The sequence below is a fragment of the Aeromonas bestiarum genome, from assembly GCF_028751155.1.
Classification (GTDB): Bacteria; Pseudomonadota; Gammaproteobacteria; order Enterobacterales; family Aeromonadaceae; genus Aeromonas; species Aeromonas bestiarum.
This window is the reverse complement of sequence record NZ_CP064746.1, coordinates 41,390-59,042: the sequence shown is the minus strand read 5'-3', so window position 1 is coordinate 59,042 and position 17,653 is coordinate 41,390. Positions and strand designations below refer to the sequence as shown.

General features: G+C 61.1%; 19 protein-coding genes. 14 read left to right on the top strand and 5 right to left on the bottom strand.

The genetic code is table 11. The features are described 5' to 3' along the window. Positions 1–279 precede the first annotated feature (279 nt). Together IU367_RS00270 and trpS are read left to right on the top strand one after the other, a co-directional pair. Positions 280–714 carry a universal stress protein gene (locus IU367_RS00270; RefSeq protein WP_042873586.1) on the top strand — a complete coding sequence of 145 codons (435 nt, stop codon included), beginning with the start codon at positions 280–282 and terminating at the stop codon, positions 712–714. A gap of 191 nt (positions 715–905) precedes the next feature. Continuing rightward, positions 906–1,919 (top strand): tryptophan--tRNA ligase, encoded by a 1,014-nt coding sequence (gene trpS / locus IU367_RS00265; RefSeq protein WP_103472802.1) that lies wholly within the window; start codon positions 906–908, stop codon positions 1,917–1,919. Here the strand turns inward: trpS and IU367_RS00260 are convergent. After that, positions 1,898–2,872, bottom strand: a complete 975-nt coding sequence (locus IU367_RS00260) for a LysR family transcriptional regulator (protein WP_274453140.1) — start codon at positions 2,870–2,872, stop codon at positions 1,898–1,900. The two genes, trpS and IU367_RS00260, sit on opposite strands and share 22 nt — an antisense overlap. 91 nt (positions 2,873–2,963) lie before the next feature. Between IU367_RS00260 and IU367_RS00255 the strand changes: the two genes are divergently transcribed. Both IU367_RS00255 and IU367_RS00250 read left to right on the top strand, forming a co-directional pair. Next, a complete protein-coding gene (locus IU367_RS00255; protein WP_241280447.1) occupies positions 2,964–3,863 on the top strand; it encodes a DMT family transporter in 900 nt (299 codons plus the stop codon). Next, entirely contained in the window at positions 3,848–4,009 is a 162-nt protein-coding gene (locus IU367_RS00250; protein WP_098981153.1) for a hypothetical protein, read from the top strand. The genes IU367_RS00255 and IU367_RS00250 overlap by 16 nt, the downstream gene beginning before the upstream one ends. A gap of 154 nt (positions 4,010–4,163) precedes the next feature. Here IU367_RS00250 and IU367_RS00245 read toward each other — a convergent pair whose 3' ends face one another. Further along, positions 4,164–4,622: a DUF6314 family protein gene (locus IU367_RS00245; RefSeq protein WP_274453139.1), complete on the bottom strand. Its 459-nt coding sequence runs from the start codon at positions 4,620–4,622 to the stop codon at positions 4,164–4,166. Between the two features lie 42 nt (positions 4,623–4,664). Here IU367_RS00245 and IU367_RS00240 point away from each other — a divergent pair, with 42 nt between their 5' ends. After that, positions 4,665–5,519: a carboxylate/amino acid/amine transporter gene (locus IU367_RS00240; RefSeq protein ID WP_274453137.1), complete on the top strand. Its 855-nt coding sequence runs from the start codon at positions 4,665–4,667 to the stop codon at positions 5,517–5,519. Here IU367_RS00240 and IU367_RS00235 read toward each other — a convergent pair. Next, positions 5,516–6,379, bottom strand: coding sequence for a GGDEF domain-containing protein (locus tag IU367_RS00235; protein ID WP_274453136.1), 864 nt, complete (start codon positions 6,377–6,379; stop codon positions 5,516–5,518). The two genes, IU367_RS00240 and IU367_RS00235, sit on opposite strands and share 4 nt — an antisense overlap. Before the next feature lie 70 nt (positions 6,380–6,449). Then, entirely contained in the window at positions 6,450–7,163 is a 714-nt protein-coding gene (locus IU367_RS00230; protein ID WP_043140289.1) for a 3-deoxy-D-manno-octulosonic acid kinase, read from the bottom strand. A gap of 173 nt (positions 7,164–7,336) precedes the next feature. On the opposite strand from IU367_RS00230, the gene IU367_RS00225 reads away from it, so the two are divergent. The 8 genes from IU367_RS00225 to IU367_RS00190 all read left to right on the top strand — a co-directional run bounded on the left by IU367_RS00225 (position 7,337) and on the right by IU367_RS00190 (position 15,422). After that, complete coding sequence (locus IU367_RS00225) at positions 7,337–8,404, top strand: glycosyltransferase family 9 protein (protein ID WP_241280461.1); 1,068 nt, start codon at positions 7,337–7,339, stop codon at positions 8,402–8,404. A gap of 299 nt (positions 8,405–8,703) precedes the next feature. Next, positions 8,704–9,330: a guanylate kinase gene (gene gmk, locus IU367_RS00220; RefSeq protein WP_043557360.1), complete on the top strand. Its 627-nt coding sequence runs from the start codon at positions 8,704–8,706 to the stop codon at positions 9,328–9,330. A 79-nt stretch (positions 9,331–9,409) separates the two neighbouring features. Continuing rightward, positions 9,410–9,685, top strand: a complete 276-nt coding sequence (gene rpoZ / locus IU367_RS00215; protein ID WP_005307060.1) for a DNA-directed RNA polymerase subunit omega — start codon at positions 9,410–9,412, stop codon at positions 9,683–9,685. 135 nt (positions 9,686–9,820) lie between these two features. Beyond that, on the top strand, positions 9,821–11,938 hold the full coding sequence (gene spoT, locus IU367_RS00210; protein WP_043140283.1) for a bifunctional GTP diphosphokinase/guanosine-3',5'-bis pyrophosphate 3'-pyrophosphohydrolase: 2,118 nt from the start codon (positions 9,821–9,823) through the stop codon (positions 11,936–11,938). 147 nt (positions 11,939–12,085) lie between these two features. Next, complete coding sequence (gene trmH, locus IU367_RS00205) at positions 12,086–12,817, top strand: tRNA (guanosine(18)-2'-O)-methyltransferase TrmH (protein ID WP_274453135.1); 732 nt, start codon at positions 12,086–12,088, stop codon at positions 12,815–12,817. Further along, positions 12,817–13,482 (top strand): CatB-related O-acetyltransferase, encoded by a 666-nt coding sequence (locus tag IU367_RS00200; RefSeq protein WP_274453134.1) that lies wholly within the window; start codon positions 12,817–12,819, stop codon positions 13,480–13,482. The genes trmH and IU367_RS00200 overlap by 1 nt, the downstream gene beginning before the upstream one ends. Beyond that, entirely contained in the window at positions 13,479–14,519 is a 1,041-nt protein-coding gene (locus IU367_RS00195; protein ID WP_274453133.1) for an alpha/beta fold hydrolase, read from the top strand. The genes IU367_RS00200 and IU367_RS00195 overlap by 4 nt, the downstream gene beginning before the upstream one ends. Positions 14,520–14,609: 90 nt before the next feature. Further along, positions 14,610–15,422: a Cof-type HAD-IIB family hydrolase gene (locus tag IU367_RS00190; RefSeq protein ID WP_274453132.1), complete on the top strand. Its 813-nt coding sequence runs from the start codon at positions 14,610–14,612 to the stop codon at positions 15,420–15,422. 59 nt (positions 15,423–15,481) lie between these two features. On the opposite strand, the gene IU367_RS00185 is transcribed toward IU367_RS00190, so the two are convergent. Continuing rightward, positions 15,482–15,796 carry a hypothetical protein gene (locus IU367_RS00185; protein WP_274453131.1) on the bottom strand — a complete coding sequence of 105 codons (315 nt, stop codon included), beginning with the start codon at positions 15,794–15,796 and terminating at the stop codon, positions 15,482–15,484. A gap of 209 nt (positions 15,797–16,005) precedes the next feature. Between IU367_RS00185 and IU367_RS00180 the strand changes: the two genes are divergently transcribed. Beyond that, complete coding sequence (locus IU367_RS00180) at positions 16,006–17,649, top strand: methyl-accepting chemotaxis protein (protein WP_274453130.1); 1,644 nt, start codon at positions 16,006–16,008, stop codon at positions 17,647–17,649. The last annotated feature ends 4 nt before the right edge of the window (positions 17,650–17,653 follow it).

Here is a 17,653-nt window from a genome sequence, read left to right as displayed (position 1 = left end):
GAGGGAGCGCTAGGCTCCCCAAAGCGGTATTCAGATGCTTTTTGTTGTTTTGTGTTCATTGCGAAGCACGGACACATCCTATGCCCGTCACCCCTTGCGGGCAAGCCGGCGGGTGTGACCGGCTTCAAACTCCTGTTCGATTTATAGCCGATTTTTTGCCTGCGGCCGAAAGAGAGCCCCATAAGAAACTCGTTTAAATCCCAAAACTGTGCCGGATACACCATTTTAGTTTCATCAGACATTGGTATAGTGGACTCAGGATCAGTGAGGAGAACTCCCATGAATGGAACCTATTACAAACACATACTGGCCGCGATCGACCTGTCGGAGGACAACCGCAAGGTGATCGAGAAGGCGGTCGACCGGGCCCGCTCCAACGGCGCCAAGCTGTCGGTGATCCATGTGGACGTGGACCTCAAGGATCTCTACACCGAGATGATCGATATCGATATCGACAACGTGCAGGATCAGGTGATCGCCGAAGCGAAAGAGAAGCTGGAGACCTTCCTGGCCTCGGTGGACTACCCCATCGAGAAGAAGCTGGTGATCTGCGGCGATCTGAGCGAACGGGTCAACCAGGCGGTCAAGGATTACCAGATCGATCTGCTGGTGTGCGGTCATCGCCAGAGCTTCTGGAGCCTGCTTACCTCCAGCGCCCGCCAGCTGATGAATACAGTGCCGTGCGATCTGCTGGTGGTGCCCTTGCAGAAGTGATCAAACAGGCGTAGCTTGATTTGCCATGAATATGACCATCTTCAATCACAACTACTGGTGGTGCTGCTTATAAACAGGCGGCACTGCTTTCTATGTAAAATTTTCCAAAGAAAACACCGTGACCGCCGAGAGGCGGTCATTGTTTTTATCCCTTTGTCGCCTCCCGGCCCACCCCAACTGGAGAGAGTGACATGCACAACCCCATCATACTGACCGGCGACCGTCCCACCGGCAAACTGCACATAGGCCACTACGTCGGTTCCCTGCGCCAGCGCGTCGAGGCCCAGCACCATTACCGCCAATTCGTGATGATCGCCGATCTGCAGGCGCTGACCGACAACGGCCACAACCCGGCCAAGGTGACCGACAACGTGCTGGAGGTGATGGCCGACTATCTGGCGGTCGGTCTCGACCCGGCCAAGACCACCTTCTGCCTGCAGAGTGCCCTGCCCGCCCTCGCCGAGCTCACCACCTATTACCTCAATCTGGTCAGCGTCGCCCGACTGGAGCGCAACCCCACCGTCAAGGCGGAGATCCAGCAGAAAGGGTTCGAACGCAGCCTGCCAGCGGGTTTTCTGGTCTACCCGGTCAGCCAGGCCGCCGACATCACCGCCTTTCGCGCCACTCATGTGCCGGTGGGCGAGGATCAGCTGCCCATGCTGGAGCAGACCAACGAGATAGTGCGCCGCTTCAACGCCCTGGTAGGCAAGGAAGTGCTGACCGAGTGCCAGCCGATCCTGAGCGACACCGGCCGCCTGCCCGGCATAGACGGCAAGGCCAAGATGTCCAAGTCCCTCGGCAACACCATAGAACTCGGCATGTCGAGCGATGAGGTGAAACAGGCGGTATTCGCCATGTACACGGATCCCAATCACCTCAAGGTGAGCGATCCGGGTCAGGTGGAGGGCAATACTGTGTTCGCCTATCTGGATGCCTTCCACCCGGACAAGGCGCTGGTGGCCGAGATGAAGGCCCATTACCAGCGCGGCGGGCTGGGCGACATGCGTTGCAAGCAGGTGTTGAATGACTGCCTGCAGACCCTGCTCGCCCCCATGCGGGAGCGGCGCCAGGCGGCGATTGCCGACAAGCGTCAGCTGCTGCAGCTGTTGCAGCAAGGCACGCTGCAGGCCCGTGCGCTCACCGACGAGGTGCTGGCTGAGGTAAAAAGCGCCATGGGACTGGATTACTTCGCCGCATTGACCTGATCCGCCCCGCGCTGCGCCGGGCTGCCCAGCGCATCCGCGCCGTAACGCTCGAAGGCGAGCCTGTGCAAGAGCCCCTTGAACCAGCCGATGGCCTCGTCATGGGCGGTGAGCGGGTGGCCCGCCATCAGGTAAACGATGGGGATGTCGGGATCCAGCTGATGCAGCCGCAGCGGGTAATAGCGGCAGAAGTGGCGCCCTATCATCTCGGGCACCACCACCAGATAGCGGCCGGTCGCCATCAGGGGCGGCACCGCCATGAAGCTTGGCAGCCGCACCCCCAGCTCACGCTCGACCCCGAAACGGGCCAGCCAGAGATCCACCATGGCCTGGCTGTGGCCCCAGCTGGAGGTATGAATGTGGGGGCGGCTGACCAGCTCGGCCGGCCCCAGCACGTCCGGCAACTCGCTGCCGAGCGGTGACAAACAAACCAGCGGGTTGTTGAACCAGGGTTCGCGCCACAGCCGGGGCGAGAAGTGGTTGGCATCGGCGAACCCTATCACCAGATCCAGCTCTCCCTTCTCCAGCTCCCGCTCATAGTCGCTGTCCGCCAGCTCGCACACCTCCAGCCGGCAGTGGGGCGCCTGCCGGTGCAGCCGCTCCACCAGCACAGGCACCAGGCCATGTTCCACCGAGCCCGGGGTAGCGATGCGAAAGATCCGCCGTGCGCTGGCGGGATCGAATCCCTTCGCCTGGCGCAACCCTTGTTCCAGCATGGCCAGCGCCTGGCGCACCGGCCCGGCCAGCGCCTTGGCCCGCTCGGTCGGCATCATCTCGCGTCGGCTCATGACGAACAAGGGATCATCCAGCGCCTGGCGCAACCGCCCCAGCGCATGGCTGACGGTGGACTGGGAGAGGTGCAGCCGCTCGGCGGCGCGGGTGACGTTGCGCTCCTGCATCAGCATGTCGAACACGGTCAGCAGGTTGAGATCGAGGCGGGAAAGAGGGAGTTCCATCGATAATGGCCATAGTTGAATGACGACAATTCATTTTTGGCATAGTAGCAGATTGCATAGAATGCGCTGGCGAATTACATCGGAGATTAAAATGCGTAGCTATCTGTTGTTGCTGGCGATTGGCCTGTTGTGGGGATCCCAGTTCATTTTCATGCATCAGGCCGTGACCGAATTGCCCCCCATCATGGTGGCAGCCGGTCGTGCCTTGTGCGGTAGCCTGACCCTGGGTCTGCTCTGCCTGTTCATGCGTCTCAAGAGCGAGCACACCCCCTGGCGTACCTACATGCTGATCGCCCTGCTCGATGCCACCCTGCCCTTCATCATGGTGGCCTGGGGTCAACAGTATGTGGATAGCGCCATCGCCGCCGTGGTAATGGGTTGTATCCCCTTTGTGACCATTCTGGCTGCACCCCTGTTTATTTCTGGTGAAAGAATCACCAAGGGCGGGTTGATCTCGGTGATCATAGGTTTCGTCGGCGTGCTGGTGCTGTTCTGGCCGAAACTGGCCAGCGGCATGAACGCCGGTCTGCTCGGTGCCATGGCGATCCTGTTCGGCGCCAGCTGCTTTGCCATCGGCCTGCTGATGATCAAGCGCTTCGCCAAAGACCACCCTGTGGTGGTGGCGCGCAACATACTGATCTCGTCCGCCATCCAGCTGATGCTGGCCGCCCCCTTCGTCACCGATCTGAGCGCCCTCACCATGCCGAGCCAGCAGGTCATAGGCGCAGTGGCCGTGCTGGGTGTCTTCTGTACCGGTCTGGTCTACTTCCTCTACATGGCGCTGATCCAGAAGGCGGGCCCGACCTTTGCCTCCTTCAGCAACTACCTGGTGCCGCTGTTTGGCGTCATGCTGGGTGCCCTGTTCCTCGGCGAACAGATCCAGTCCACCACGGGTGTGGCGCTGGCCCTGATCCTGGGCTCGGTCGCCCTGAACCAGTGGGCACAGCAACGTCGCGCCCAGCGGGAGGCCACCCTATGTCAGGCATCCTGACCACCCTCTGCGGCGGCCTGGTGCTGATTGCCGGCTGGCAATACCGCCAGCGGCTGGCCGGCGTGCTCGGCCTGCTGATGGTACTGCTGCCCTGGTTCTTCGACAGCAAGCTGCAAGCCATGCTGAGCTATGCGTTGAGTGCCTGAAGTCCATCTCTGAATGTGTGACGAGAGTGTATCTCTCCTGTTTTTGGGACCGTTTTTTAAAAAACCTCCGATTTGTCCCCTCTACCGGCGCACTGCGCCGGTTTTTTTATGCCTGCCTTTCCCTGCCAGCACAGACGCCAAGCGCCCTTGCACATCACTCCCGGTAGCGATAGCTGAGCCGCTCGTTCTTGCGCGGACCCGTGATCTGCCAACCGAGCAGAAAGCCGCTCGTGGTCTGCGTCAGCTCGGCACTGTAGTGATCCTGGCCACACAGGTGGGGCTCTGCCGTCAACCAGCGGCCATCTCCTTGCGGCAGCAACTCGAACAACTCGACCGGCTGCTCGTAACGCAGGTGGGAAAGCAGGATCCCCCGCGCGCCGCGCCGCCACCAGAAACGGTTGTGCATGGTGAGCACCCGGCCATGGGGCGTGGTGTAACGGCCTGTCTCGGCAAACAGCCAGCCCCCCTGATGATCGGTCACCTGGACGTCACCCTCACCACGACCGCACCAGTCAGTCGCGGACCCCTCCCCGTTGCTCGCCTCGAAGGCAAATGCTCCGATCTGTGGCAACTGCCCCCATAAACGCTGGATCGCGCTTTCCAACTCGGCCATCATAGCGCCCTCCAAATTGACAACTGACGACAATTCAATCACATGAACTACTTGATAGGGGTAACCCTGCTCTGGTCATTCTCCTTCAGCCTGATCGGGGTCTATCTCGCCGGCCAGGTGGATGCCTACTTCTCCGTGCTGACCCGCATCGTCCTCGCCAGCCTGGTGTTCCTGCCCTTCCTCCGGCGCCGCTGGCTGCGGCCCGATCTGGTGCTCAAGCTGATGAGTCTGGGCGCCATCCAGCTCGGCATCATGTATATGTTCTATTACCAGTCCTTCCTGCTGCTGACGGTGCCGGAAGTGCTGGTGTTCACCATCTTCACCCCCATCTATGTCACCCTGATCCACGATCTGCTGGAGCGGCGCTTCAAACCCGTCTATCTGTGGGGCGCCCTGCTGGCGGTGCTGGGAGCGGCCGTCATCCGCTTCGATGGTCTGACCGAGAGCTATGTGCTGGGATTCCTGGTGGTACAAGGTGCCAACATTTGCTTCGCCATCGGCCAGGTCGGCTACAAGGTATTGCTGGCACGGGAGAAGGAACAGCCCCCCCAGCTCGCGGTGTTCGGCTGCTTCTATCTGGGAGCCCTGGCTGTCGCCCTGCCCGCCTGGCTGCTGCTGGGCACGCCGCAATACCCGACCAGCGGTTTGCAATGGGGCATTCTGCTCTGGCTGGGGATAGGCGCTTCCGGGCTGGGTTACTTCCTGTGGAACAAGGGCGCCACCAAGGTCAGCAGCGGAGTGCTGGCCATCATGAACAACGCCCTGATCCCGGCGGGGTTGCTGGTCAACCTGCTGCTATGGGGACGGGAAACCGACCTGCTCCGCCTCGCGCTCGGCGGCCTGTTGATGCTGGCCTCCCTCTGGATTTGCCAGCGCGCCAACGTGAGCAAGCATTAACCAACGACGGTATTGTGCTCCCGTCTGGCCTGACCGTGACAGGTGGCCAGACGGGCCAGCAGGTGATCGATATGTTCGCCGCTTTGGCTCTGCACCAGCCCTATGCTGACGGTCACCGGCCGCTGCGGCAGCAGGCTGGCATCGGCGATCTCCAGGCGCAACCGCTCGGCAATCTCCAGGCCGCTCAGCCGATCGGTCTGGGAGAGCATCAGGATGAAGCCATCCTGGTCCCAGCGGGCGAAGGGATCTTCCCGCCGCAGTTCGTGGCGCACTATGCGCGCCAGCTTGGCCAGCATGGCATCGCAGGCCGCCTCGCCAAACAGCTGCAGTATCTTGGCACTGTGGTCCACGGTGAACTGCAGCAGGCTGAAGCTGCCGCTCTCGGTCGCCAGCCGTTCGTCGAGCAGTTGTTCGAAGTGGCCGCGGCTCTCCAGCCCGGTGAGGGGATCCATGCCGTGGCGCTCTTCCACTATCACGGCCAGCGGGTCGAGCTGGCGTACCACCCCCAGCACCTGGCCGTGCACATCGCGCCGGGCCCGCTCTTCCAGCCGCACGTAGTGACCATCGTGATGCAGGATGCGGTATTCGAGCCGGATCTGGGCCACTCGCCCGCTCTGGCAGGCACCGAGCGCATCCTGCAGTGCGGCCACATCGTCGGGATGTACCCGCTCCAGCCAGCCGAGATCGTCCAGCCCAGTCTCATCCAATCCCAGCAGGCGCAGGCAGGAGAGATCCCGCTGCACCCCCTGCTGCGGGCTCCAGCTCCAGAGTCCCGCCGCCAGCAGAGCCATGGCATCCGCCATCAGCGCCAGATCAAACCGGGTGATTGCTTCCCTCAGGGGAGCCTTGAGCATGTCCATCAAGCGCCTCGAAACCGAATCTGAATACCTGCTCAATAAGTAACATTGGCTCTCGCGGCGAGCAACAGGGTCAGCTCGCTTTTCCTTGATAACCCTGCATCAAGGCCTGCCAGTTGTCCGGCACGAAATGGAAACTGGTATGCAATTGGGACTCTTTGGTGAAGGAGCGCAGCAATCGCTCCAGGTTGGCCTGCTGCCAGCTGCCGGGGGAACGTATGGCCCCCTTGTCGAAGTCGATTACCCACACCTTGCCCTCCTTGTCGAGCAGCAGGTTGTGGCTGTTGAGATCCGCATGATAGACACCGGCATCGTGCAGCTGGCGCACCGTCTGGCCGACCTTGTGCCACACCTCGCCGGCGATCGGCCCCTGCTTGAGCAACGCCACCAGATCCTTGGCGCCGCGAATGCGCTCGATCAGGATGTCGGCCCGATAGAAGGGGCCCTGCTTGGCCATGCGGGCCGCAAACGGACGCGGCACCGGCAGGCCCTGCTCGCTCAGCTTGGCCAGCAGGCTGTATTCGGCCATGGCCCGGCTGCTCTCCACCCCCTCGAACCAGAAGCGATCCCGCACCACCTTGCCCACCATGCCCCCGCGATAGTAATGGCGCAGCACCAGATGGCGGGATTCATCCTTCACGAACCAGGTCACCCCGCGACCTATGGAGGAACCCACCACCTGGCGATGGGTCTGCCACCAGGCCGGATCAAACAGCTCGGGGGAAGGGTCATGAAAAATCCCTTCGGCGTACCAGCAGATCTGGTTGTGTTCGGTCTGAATTCGCATCTTGGTGATTCCGGTCGGTCAGTAATCGCAATGGTTCGATTCACGATAAGGCGGCTTGTCGGCACGGACCCGTGCTCCTTGTGAGGATCAGGGCCAGTACCGGCTGCCAGTTGCGCGCAATTTTACAATCCACAGGGGAGTTTGCATAATGCCATCCATCCATTTTGCCACCATTGCGCCACATCATGCCGCTGTTCCAAACGCCGCCCTCTTCCATCTGCATCCTGCGGCTCTCCGCCATCGGGGATTGCTGCCACGCGCTGGCGCTGGTGCGCGTCATCCAGCGGGAGTGGCCAGAGACCCGCATCACCTGGATCACCGGCAAGATAGAGGCGACACTTTTCGCCGATCTGCCCGGGGTCGAGGTCATCGCCTTTGACAAGAGCAAGGGCTGGCGCGGCTACCGTGACCTCTGGCAGACCCTCAAGGGGCGCAGGTTCGATGCCCTGCTCCATCTGCAGGCGGCCATGCGCGCCAGCATTGCCACCCTCGGCATCCGGGCGAACATCAAACTCGGTTTCGACAAGGCACGCGCCAACGACGGTCAGTGGCTGTTCACCAACCACAGGGTGCCGTCCCCCTCATCTCCTCATGTGCTGGATGGCTTTCTCGCCTTCGCCAAAGAGCTGGGCATCCAGGATCTGACCCCGGACTGGCAACTGCCCATCAGCGCCGAGCATCAGGCCTGGGCCCGGGAGAAGATTGGCGGCAAACCGACCCTGCTCATCTGCGCCGCCGCAAGCAAGGCGTTCAAGAACTGGACCGCCGCGGGTTATGCCGCTCTGGCGGATCACGCGGCCAACAAGGGCTTTCAGGTCTATCTGTGCGGCGGCCCGGCCAAGCTGGAACGGGATCTGGCCGCCGACATACAGCGGCTGAGCCAGAGTAAACCGGTGGATCTGGTGGGGCAGACCAACCTCAAGCAGCTGCTGGCCCTGATTGATGAAGCGAGCCTGGTGCTGGCCCCGGATACGGGCCCTACCCACATGGCAACCCTGGTCGGCACGCCGGTGATCGGCCTCTACGCCCATCACAATCCGGCCCGCACCGGCCCCTATCTGTGCCGCGACTACGCGGTCAGCGTCTATCAGGAACTGATCGAACAGGAAACCGGCAAACCGCTGGCCGAGCTGAGCTGGCGCACCCGCCTCAAGGATCCGGATGCCATGAGCAAGATCACGAGTGAACGTGTCATCGCCACCTTTGACCGGCTCTGCGCCGATCGCCATCTGCCAGGCTGAGAGGCAACTCGGAAATTCCGAGCCCTGAGGCAGGGATAACCTGCTGGCTCCAGCCCCACCCACAGTGCAGAATAGCGGCCGATGTGGGTTACGCTCCCGCAGCAAGCTATGAATACTTTGATCGGCTGGAATATGATTCCGGCCGTTTTTTTATCCGCCGCCTTCTGTTAAAATTCGCCGCCTTTACATCCCCCTGATCCAAGAATTTTCCGCGTTTTGCGTTTGGCTGTCTCCCTTTCGGGCACAAGACGGCGGCCTCTGCTACAACCAAAACACGGGTTTCGATTAAAGGTAATGACATGGCGCAACAAGGCACTCTCTATATCATCTCCTCCCCGAGCGGGGCGGGTAAATCCAGCCTGCTCAATGCCTTGCTGACCAAACACAACGCAGCAGGCAAGATGCAACTGTCGGTCTCCCACACGACTCGTGCCATGCGCCCGGGCGAAGAGCACGGGGTGCATTACCACTTCGTGCCGGTGGAGACATTCAAGGCGCTGATCGCCCGCGGTGATTTTCTGGAGTGGGCCGAAGTGTTCGGCAATTACTACGGCACCTCACGCGCCGCCATCGAAGCCTGCCTGGCCAAGGGGATCGATGTCTTCCTCGACATCGACTGGCAGGGCGCCCGCCAGATCCGCGAGCAGATGCCGACCAAGTCCATCTTCATCCTGCCCCCAAGCCGTGCCGAGCTGGAACAGCGCCTGATCGGGCGCGGTCAGGACAGCAGCGAGGTGATCGCCGGCCGGATGGCGAAAGCCATTGCCGAAATGGTGCACTACGACGAGTATGACTATGTCATTATCAACGAAGACTTTGAGCTGGCGCTGTTCCAGCTCAGGGCCATTATTGAGTGCCAACGGCTGGAAATGCATCAGCAACAGCAGGCACAACAAAACTTGCTGCAACAGCTACTGGCAGAATAGGCCAAAAACAAGTAAACTTTTGCGTCATTTTTAAACACCGCTTTTCTAAACACAGAAAGCCCAAACACTGGAGTCCTGCATGGCACGCGTTACTGTAGAAGATGCTGTAAAACAGGTAGGTAACCGTTTTGACCTGGTGCTGGTCGCCGCCCGCCGCGCCCGCCAAATCGCGGTTCAAGGCAAAGATCCCCTGGTTGACGAAGAGAACGACAAGCCGACCGTGATCGCCCTGCGCGAGATCGAGCTGGGTCTGGTGAACAACCAGGTGATGGACACCCAGGACCGCTACGAGCAGCAAGAACAGGAAGCCGCCGAGCTGGCTGCCGTTGCTGCCATCGCCGAAGGCCGCGGTTAAGTCAGTTATTTCTCATAGTCGGCGCCCGCCCGGGTGCCGACTGTTCTTCCCATTTACAACCGCTCGAAAACCTCGCAAACTCAGGACTATACCCTCTATTCCACGGATTGCCGTTTCACCGCTGCGGGGACTGTCTTGTATTTATTTGAAAATCTTAAAGAAATAGCCAGTTCCTACCTGCCATCAGAGCAGGTTGAGAAGCTCAGGCAAGCCTATGTGGTGGCCCGTGATGCCCACCAGGGACAGATGCGTTCCAGTGGCGAGCCCTATATCACCCACCCGGTTGCCGTTGCCCGGATTCTCGGCGACATGCGACTCGATCACGAAACCCTGATGGCCGCCGTGCTGCACGACGTCATCGAAGATACCCCGGTCACCAAGGCCGATCTGGCCGAACTGTTTGGCGATGCCGTCGCCGAGCTGGTAGCGGGCGTCTCCAAACTCGACAAGCTGAAATTCCGCGATCGCAAAGAGGCCCAGGCCGAAAACTTCCGCAAGATGGTGATGGCCATGACCCAGGATATCCGGGTCATCCTGATCAAGCTGGCCGACCGCACCCACAACATGCGCACGCTCGGCTCATTGCGGCCGGACAAGCGCCGCCGCATCGCCCGTGAAACCCTCGAGATCTTCGCCCCCATCGCCAACCGCCTCGGTATTCATACCATGAAGAACGAGCTGGAAGAGCTGGGCTTCGAGGCGCTCTACCCCATGCGCTCCCGCGTGTTGCGAGAGTCGGTGCGCCGCGCCCGCGGCAACCGCCGCGAAATCATCGACTCCATCCAGAGCGAGATCGAGGGCCGTCTGCGGGATGCCGGTATCGACTCCCAGGTCAGCGGCCGCGAGAAGAACCTCTTCTCCATCTACAACAAGATGGAGAAAAAAGAGCTGCAATTTCATGAGGTAATGGATATCTACGCCTTTCGCGTCAGGGTGAAGGACATAGATACCTGTTACCGGGTGCTGGGGCAGATGCACAGCCTCTACAAGCCGCGCCCCGGTCGCTTCAAGGATTACATCGCCATCCCCAAGACCAACGGCTACCAGTCGCTGCACACCTCGCTGGTGGGGCCGCACGGGGTACCGGTCGAGGTGCAGATCCGCACCGAGTTCATGGATCAGATGGCCGACAAGGGGGTTGCCGCCCACTGGGCCTACAAGCAGGATGGCGACAGCTCGGGCACCACGGCCCAGATCCGTGCCCAGCGCTGGATGCAGAGCCTGCTGGAGCTGCAACAGAGCGCCGGCAGCTCGTTTGAATTCATCGAAGGGGTCAAGACCGACCTGTTCCCGGACGAGATCTACGTCTTCACCCCGGAAGGCCGCATCATGGAGCTGCCCACGGGCGCCACGCCGGTGGACTTCGCCTACACAGTGCACACCGACATAGGCCACGCCTGCGTCGGCTCACGGGTCGATCGCCACCCCTATCCGCTGAGCAGCCCGCTGCATTCGGGTCAGACGGTGGAGATCATCACGGCGCCGGGCGCCCGTCCCAACGCGGCCTGGCTCAATTTCGTGGTGACCACCAAGGCCCGCTCCAAGATCCGCCAGTTCCTCAAGAACCTGCGCACCGAAGAGTCAGTGGTGCTGGGTCGCCGCCTGCTCAACCATGCGCTCGGCGCCAAGAACATCGAAGACATTCCAGAGCCGCGCATCAAACAGGTGCTGGCCGACACCAAGCACGAGAACCTGCAGGGCCTGCTGGCCGACGTGGGTCTGGGCAACGCCATGAGCGTCATGGTGGCGCGCCGCATGCTGGGGGATGAACTGCCGCCGGAAGAGCAGCCCAAGTCCAGCAGCAAGAAGATGCCGATCAAGGGTGCCGACGGCATGCTGGTCACCTTCGCCAACTGCTGCCGCCCGATCCCGGGGGATGCCATCATTGCTCACATCAGCCCGGGCAAGGGGCTGGTGATCCACCAGGAAGCCTGCCGCAACATCAAGGGCTACAGCCGCGAACCGGACAAATACCTGCCGGTACAGTGGGAGGTGGACAAGGATCAGGAGCAGGAATTCCGCACCGGCATCAGCATAGAGATAGTCAACCATCAGGGTGCGCTGGCCGAGCTGGCCAACGTGATTGCCGCCACCGGCGCCAACATTCACGCCATCAGCACCGAAGAGAAGGATGGCCGTGTCTATCTGGTCACCCTGCTCATCACCACCAAGAGCCGTATCCACCTGGCCAACATCATGCGCAAGATCCGCGTGATGCCGAACGTGCTCAAGGTGAGCCGACAAAAGAACTGAATACAGGCGGCGCAAGCCGCCTGCTGCTTTTATAGAGACACGCCATGAGCCCCGAACGCCTCGAGCCAATCTGCACCATACTGACCCAGCGTCAGCCCGACTCGACCCGCTTGCCTGGCACACCCGCCTCACCCGATAGAAACTGATATGACTCCTGAACGCTTTAAACGGATTTCTGACATGCTGGCCCAGCGCCAGCTCGACTTGACCGTCTGTATGGAAGAGGTCCACAAGCCTCACAACCTGGCCGCCATAGTGCGCACCGCCGATGCCATCGGCATCCACAGGGTGCATGCCGTCTGGCCCAAGAGCTGGATCCACAAGCGCAAGGGCACGGCCCGCGGCAGCCAGAACTGGGTGGACGTGAAACTGCACCCGGATATAGGCACTGCAGTGGCCGAATTGAAAGCCGCCGGCATGCAGATCCTGGCGACCCATCTCTCGGAGAGCTCGGTGGACTTTCGCACCATAGACTACACCCGACCCACCGCCATCCTGGTGGGCCAGGAGAAGCACGGCATAGGCGAAGAGGCGCTGGCCTTGGCCGATCACCATATCGTCATCCCCATGGTGGGCATGGTGCAGTCCCTCAACGTCTCTGTGGCCGCCGCCGCCATCCTCTATGAGGCCCAGCGCCAGCGCGAGCTGGCCGGCTGCTACCAGCGCGGCTGCCCACTCGACCTGGAGGAGCAGAACAGCATATTGTTCGAGGGGGGTTACCCCATCTATGCCCAGCTCTGCAAAGAAAAAGAGATGCCCTATCCCCAGCTCGGTCCGGCCGGCGAAATCCTGGCGGACGAGACCTGGTGGCAACAGATGCAACTGACCCGCAAAGGCTGGGCCGCACAGCAGGAAGAGCACGAGTGGCGGGAGGAGTGATGGAGAATCCCTTTGGCAGTTGGCTGGAATCCCAAGTCATACGGGATCACCTGACCAACCCCAATATCGAGGCTGGCGACTACAGCTACTACTCCGGCTACTACCACGGCAAGCCGTTCGAAGATCACTGCGTACGCTATTTGCTGGGTGATGGCTCAACCCGTACCAGCTGGGATAACGGCCAGTGGGGTGAGGTTGTAGACCGCCTAATCATAGGCAAGTTCTGCTCCATCGCCTCGGGTGCCACCTTCATGCTGGCAGGCAACCAGGGCCACCGGCTGGATTGGGCCTCTACCTTCCCCTTCGACGCCACCCGTTTCGGTGATGGCGTACACGACGGCTTCCAGCGCAAGGGAGATACCCGGGTTGGCAACGACGTCTGGATAGGCTCGGAAGCCATGATCATGCCCGGCATCACCATAGGTGATGGCGCCGTCATCGCCACCCGGGCAGTTGTTACCAAAGACGTTGCCCCCTACACCATTGTTGGTGGCAATCCAGCCAAACCGATCCGTCGCCGCTTCAGCGATGAGCAGATCTCCATGCTGCAGGCCATGCAGTGGTGGAACTGGCCCCTGCCCCGCCTGAAGGCGGCCATGCCCCTGCTCTGCTCGGGAGATATCCCAGCCCTCTACCAGCATTGGCAACAGGAGTACGCATCATGAACCGGTTATCTTCTGCCCTGTTGGCCCTGACCCTGTTTTCTGCCGGAGCCCTTGCCGTGACCAATCCCTATCCGCTGACATCCGAAGCCGAGGTTGCCACCCTCCATCAGCAGACCCTGCCCGACTTCTGGCGCGAGCACGCCGTCGAGGGGGAATTCAAGGGCAAGGACGGCGTCACCATCCGCTACGCCGCCCTGCGCCAGGCCAAGGTGGATCGCGCCATTCTCATCGTCAACGGCCGGGTCGAGAGCTATCTCAAGTATCAGGAGCTGGCCTGGGATCTGTGGCGTCAGGGCTACAACCTCTATCTTATCGATCACCGGGGACAGGGCCTGTCCGAGCGTCTGCTGGACGACCAGGAGAAAGGATATGTCGACCAGTTCGACGATTATGTGCTGGATCTGAAGCAGTTTCACGACCAGGTCATAGTGGCGGACCAGCCCGCCAAGCTGTTCCTGCTGGCCCACTCCATGGGCGGCGCCATCTCGGCGCTCTATCTGGATCGCTGGCCGGATGACATCAAGGCGGCCGTGCTCTCCTCCCCCATGATGGGCATCAACCTCGGCGGCCTGCCCAAGTGGCTGGCACAGGGGCTGGCAGCCAGCATAGACACGGTCGGCAGCTGGCTGGGCGAACCGCCCTATGGTCCGGGTCAGGGTAGCTACCAGTCCCACGAATTTGCCGATAATGGCCTGAGCCACAGCGAGCCACGCTATCAGGCGTTTCGCGAGCTCTACGAGCAGCGCCCGCAGATCAAGCTGGGCGGGGTGACGGCCCACTGGATCCGCGAGGGGATAGCCGCCGGAGACAGCGCCATCGCCGCCGCCGATCGCATCAAGACACCGCTGCTGCTACTGCAGGCGGGGGAAGACAGTGTGGTGGACAATGCCGCGCAGGATGCCTTCTGCGCCCGGGCTCGGTGTGAAGGGGGCAAGCCGTTGCGGGTAGAGGGAGCCTGGCACGAGCTGTTCATGGAAGCCGATCCCCAGCGTCAGGTGGCGCTCAATGCCACCCTGGCCTTCTTCGATCGCTTCTGACACTGGTTATTTTTTGGATCCCTAAATAAATGGGGTGACGCAAAACGCTGGGGTACACTGCCCCGGCGTTCAATTGATGCCGAGGTAATGATGTTCAAGGTAGTTGTATCCGATCTCGATGGCACCCTGCTCAACAAGCAGCACCAGATCTCCCCCCGCACCCGTGACACCCTGCACCGTCTGGTGGAACAGGGGATCAAGTTCGTGGTGGCCACAGGCCGGCACCATGTGGACGTGCGCAGCATTCGCGACACGCTCGGGCTGGACATCTACCTCATCACCTCCAACGGTGCCGTGGTGCACGACAAGCAAGATCAACTCATCTTCAATCAGGCGCTGCCAGCCGCCGTGGCCGCCGAACTGATCGCGCTGGAGCGCGACCCCTCCATTCACCTCAACGTCTACTATGGCGACGAGTGGCTGGTGGAAGAGGAACTGCCCTGGTTGCTGCAATTCCATGACGAATCCGGCTTCACCTACCGCCTGACCGACCTCGCCACCCATCCGATGGACAAGGTCAACAAGGTGTTTTACATCGGCGACCACGAGAAACTGCTGCAGATCGAGGCCCAGCTCAATCAGCATTATGGTGATCGACTCAACGTCACCTTCTCCCTGCCGGACTGTCTCGAGGTGATGCACGCCGGGGTGCACAAGGGCAATGCCGTGCGCGCCGTGCTGGAGCAGCACGGGCTGGAGATGTCCCAGGCCGTTGCCTTCGGGGATGGCATGAATGACTTCGAGATGCTGAACATGGTGGGTCGCGGCGTGGTGATGGGCAATGCCCACGATCGCCTCAAGCTGGCCCTGGCAGACCACGAACAGACTCTGAGCTCGGATGAAGATGGCGTCGCCGTCTATCTGGAGCGGCTGTTCGCCATCAGCACCGCCGGCGCAGCCTGATCCCTGCCGTTATGGATACCGCCCGTGCGTGGTATCCATGACGCTCCGGCCTTGCGCCCCTAGCGTTTGAAGCTGTGGTCACACACCCTGCACCTATATTGCCGCGAAATCTGGCGATCTATGGTGCGGCCAAGCCATAACCCCAGCCCTCCTCCGGTTGCGCCCCCCAACAGGGCACCACCCAGAGCCCCGGCGACGGCACCGATGGGCACGCCTATCCCTCCCAACGCAGCCCCCATGCCGGCACCGACCTTGGCGAACGTGGCTGCGCAGGCATAACCGCCGGCGGCACCACATCCCATGGCGCAGGCCCGTCCCACCCGCTCATCCAATGCTTTATCAACCTCTTCTTTCAGACACCTCGGACATCTCATGATGTACCCCTTAGCCGACAGAATAGAATCCGCTGTTCACGCCCTGAACAAGTTTCGCTCTTATCTGCATCGGCTGCACTCGATTATGTACCGGTAATAACTCAAATTTTTACGGTTCCTGTTCGATAGCGTGACCCTCGCCTGAATCCCTTCAAAGCCTCAAACCCGATAATGGAACGTCATTTATCGCCTCAGCGAGACTCACCATCATGAAACTTCTGAATCGCTTGTCCCTCACGACCAAAACCCGTCTTCCCGTGGTGATGGTGTTGATCATCATGTCCAGCGTCGTTGCCGTCGCCTACACCAGTTTCACCGAGCAGCAGCGGGTCAATCGCACCGTTGTCGAGCAGATACTGCCGGTACAAAACTCCCTTGAAGATGCCTATCGCGATTTCTATCAGGTCATTGCCGCAGGCCAGGGGCTGATCGTGGGTGGCCTCACCACCGAAAATGTGGCACATCAGAAAGCGGAATTTCTTGATAATGGCAACAAGGCGAGGGACAGGCTGAGTCAGGTGCAGACCCTGATCGATGCAGGCCTCCTCGGCAAGCAGTACCAGAGCAATCTTGACCTCATGTTGGCGGAGTTTGATCGCTGGCTCGCACACTATCAGGCCGTTTTTGCCGATCCCCATGAGAGCAGCCAGCTGCTCACCAATCACTTCCAGGCGTCACAGCAGCAGTTCACCAGCATCCGCCAGCAGCTCAACCTGCTCAAGGACGCCATCGAGCTATCTCAGCAGGCTCTCAGACAAGAGGTTCAGGCATCAAGCCAGCATGCGCAGCAGGTCTTGAGCATGGGCACGCTGAGCGCCATTCTGCTGGCCCTGACACTCACCTGGTCGGTCACCCGGCTCACGCTCAGGCCCCTCAACCAGATGCAGCGGGCGCTTGAGGATATAGCTCAGGGCGAGGGCGATCTCACCCGGCGCCTCACCATCACCTCGCACGACGAGATCGGCGCCCTCGGTTCCGCCTTCAACCGCTTCATCGACCAGGTGCACAAGATCGTCAGCGATGTCAGCCAGACCGCCTGCACTGTGCAATCGGCATCACGGCAGCTGCACTCCCTGATGGAGCAGATGCTCACCAATGCCGAGGAGCAGCAGCGCCAGAGCGATCAAATTGCCGCTGCCGTGGAGGAGCAGAGTGCCACCAGCACCCTCATGGTGGAACACGCCAGCCAGACCGAACATGCCTCGACCAAAGCAGCCGGTCAGGTGCACAGCGCCACGGCGGACCTGATGAATACGGTCGCGGCGATGGAAGCACTGGCACGGGATATTCACAGCTCGGAACAGGGTATCCAACGGCTGGAACAGGATGTCGGGCACATTTCGTCAGTGCTGGATGTGATCCGCGGCATTGCCGAGCAGACCAATCTGTTGGCACTCAATGCTGCCATCGAAGCGGCACGGGCCGGGGAGCAGGGGCGCGGCTTCGCCGTGGTGGCCGACGAGGTCCGCACCCTGGCCAGCAAGACCCAGCACAGCACGGGTGAAATACAACAGATGATCGAGCGGCTGCAACAGGGCAGCCAACTGGCTGTGCAGAAGATGGAAGCCAGCAGCCACAGCGGCACCCAGGCCGTCGCCCAGGCGCACCAGACCCGGGAGAGCTTGAGTCAGATGACGCAAGCGATCACCATCATCAACGAGATGAACGGCCAGATCCGGGATGCAGCCCATGAACAGAGCGGCGTCAGCACCGAGATCAACCACAATCTGAGCGTCGTCGCGTGCAACGGCCGCGCCATGCTGGAGAACCTGGAGATCATTCGCCAGACCTGTGGCCAGCTGGGGGCCCAGAGCCAACAACTGGCCACCACCGTGCAGCAGTTCAAACTCTGACGGC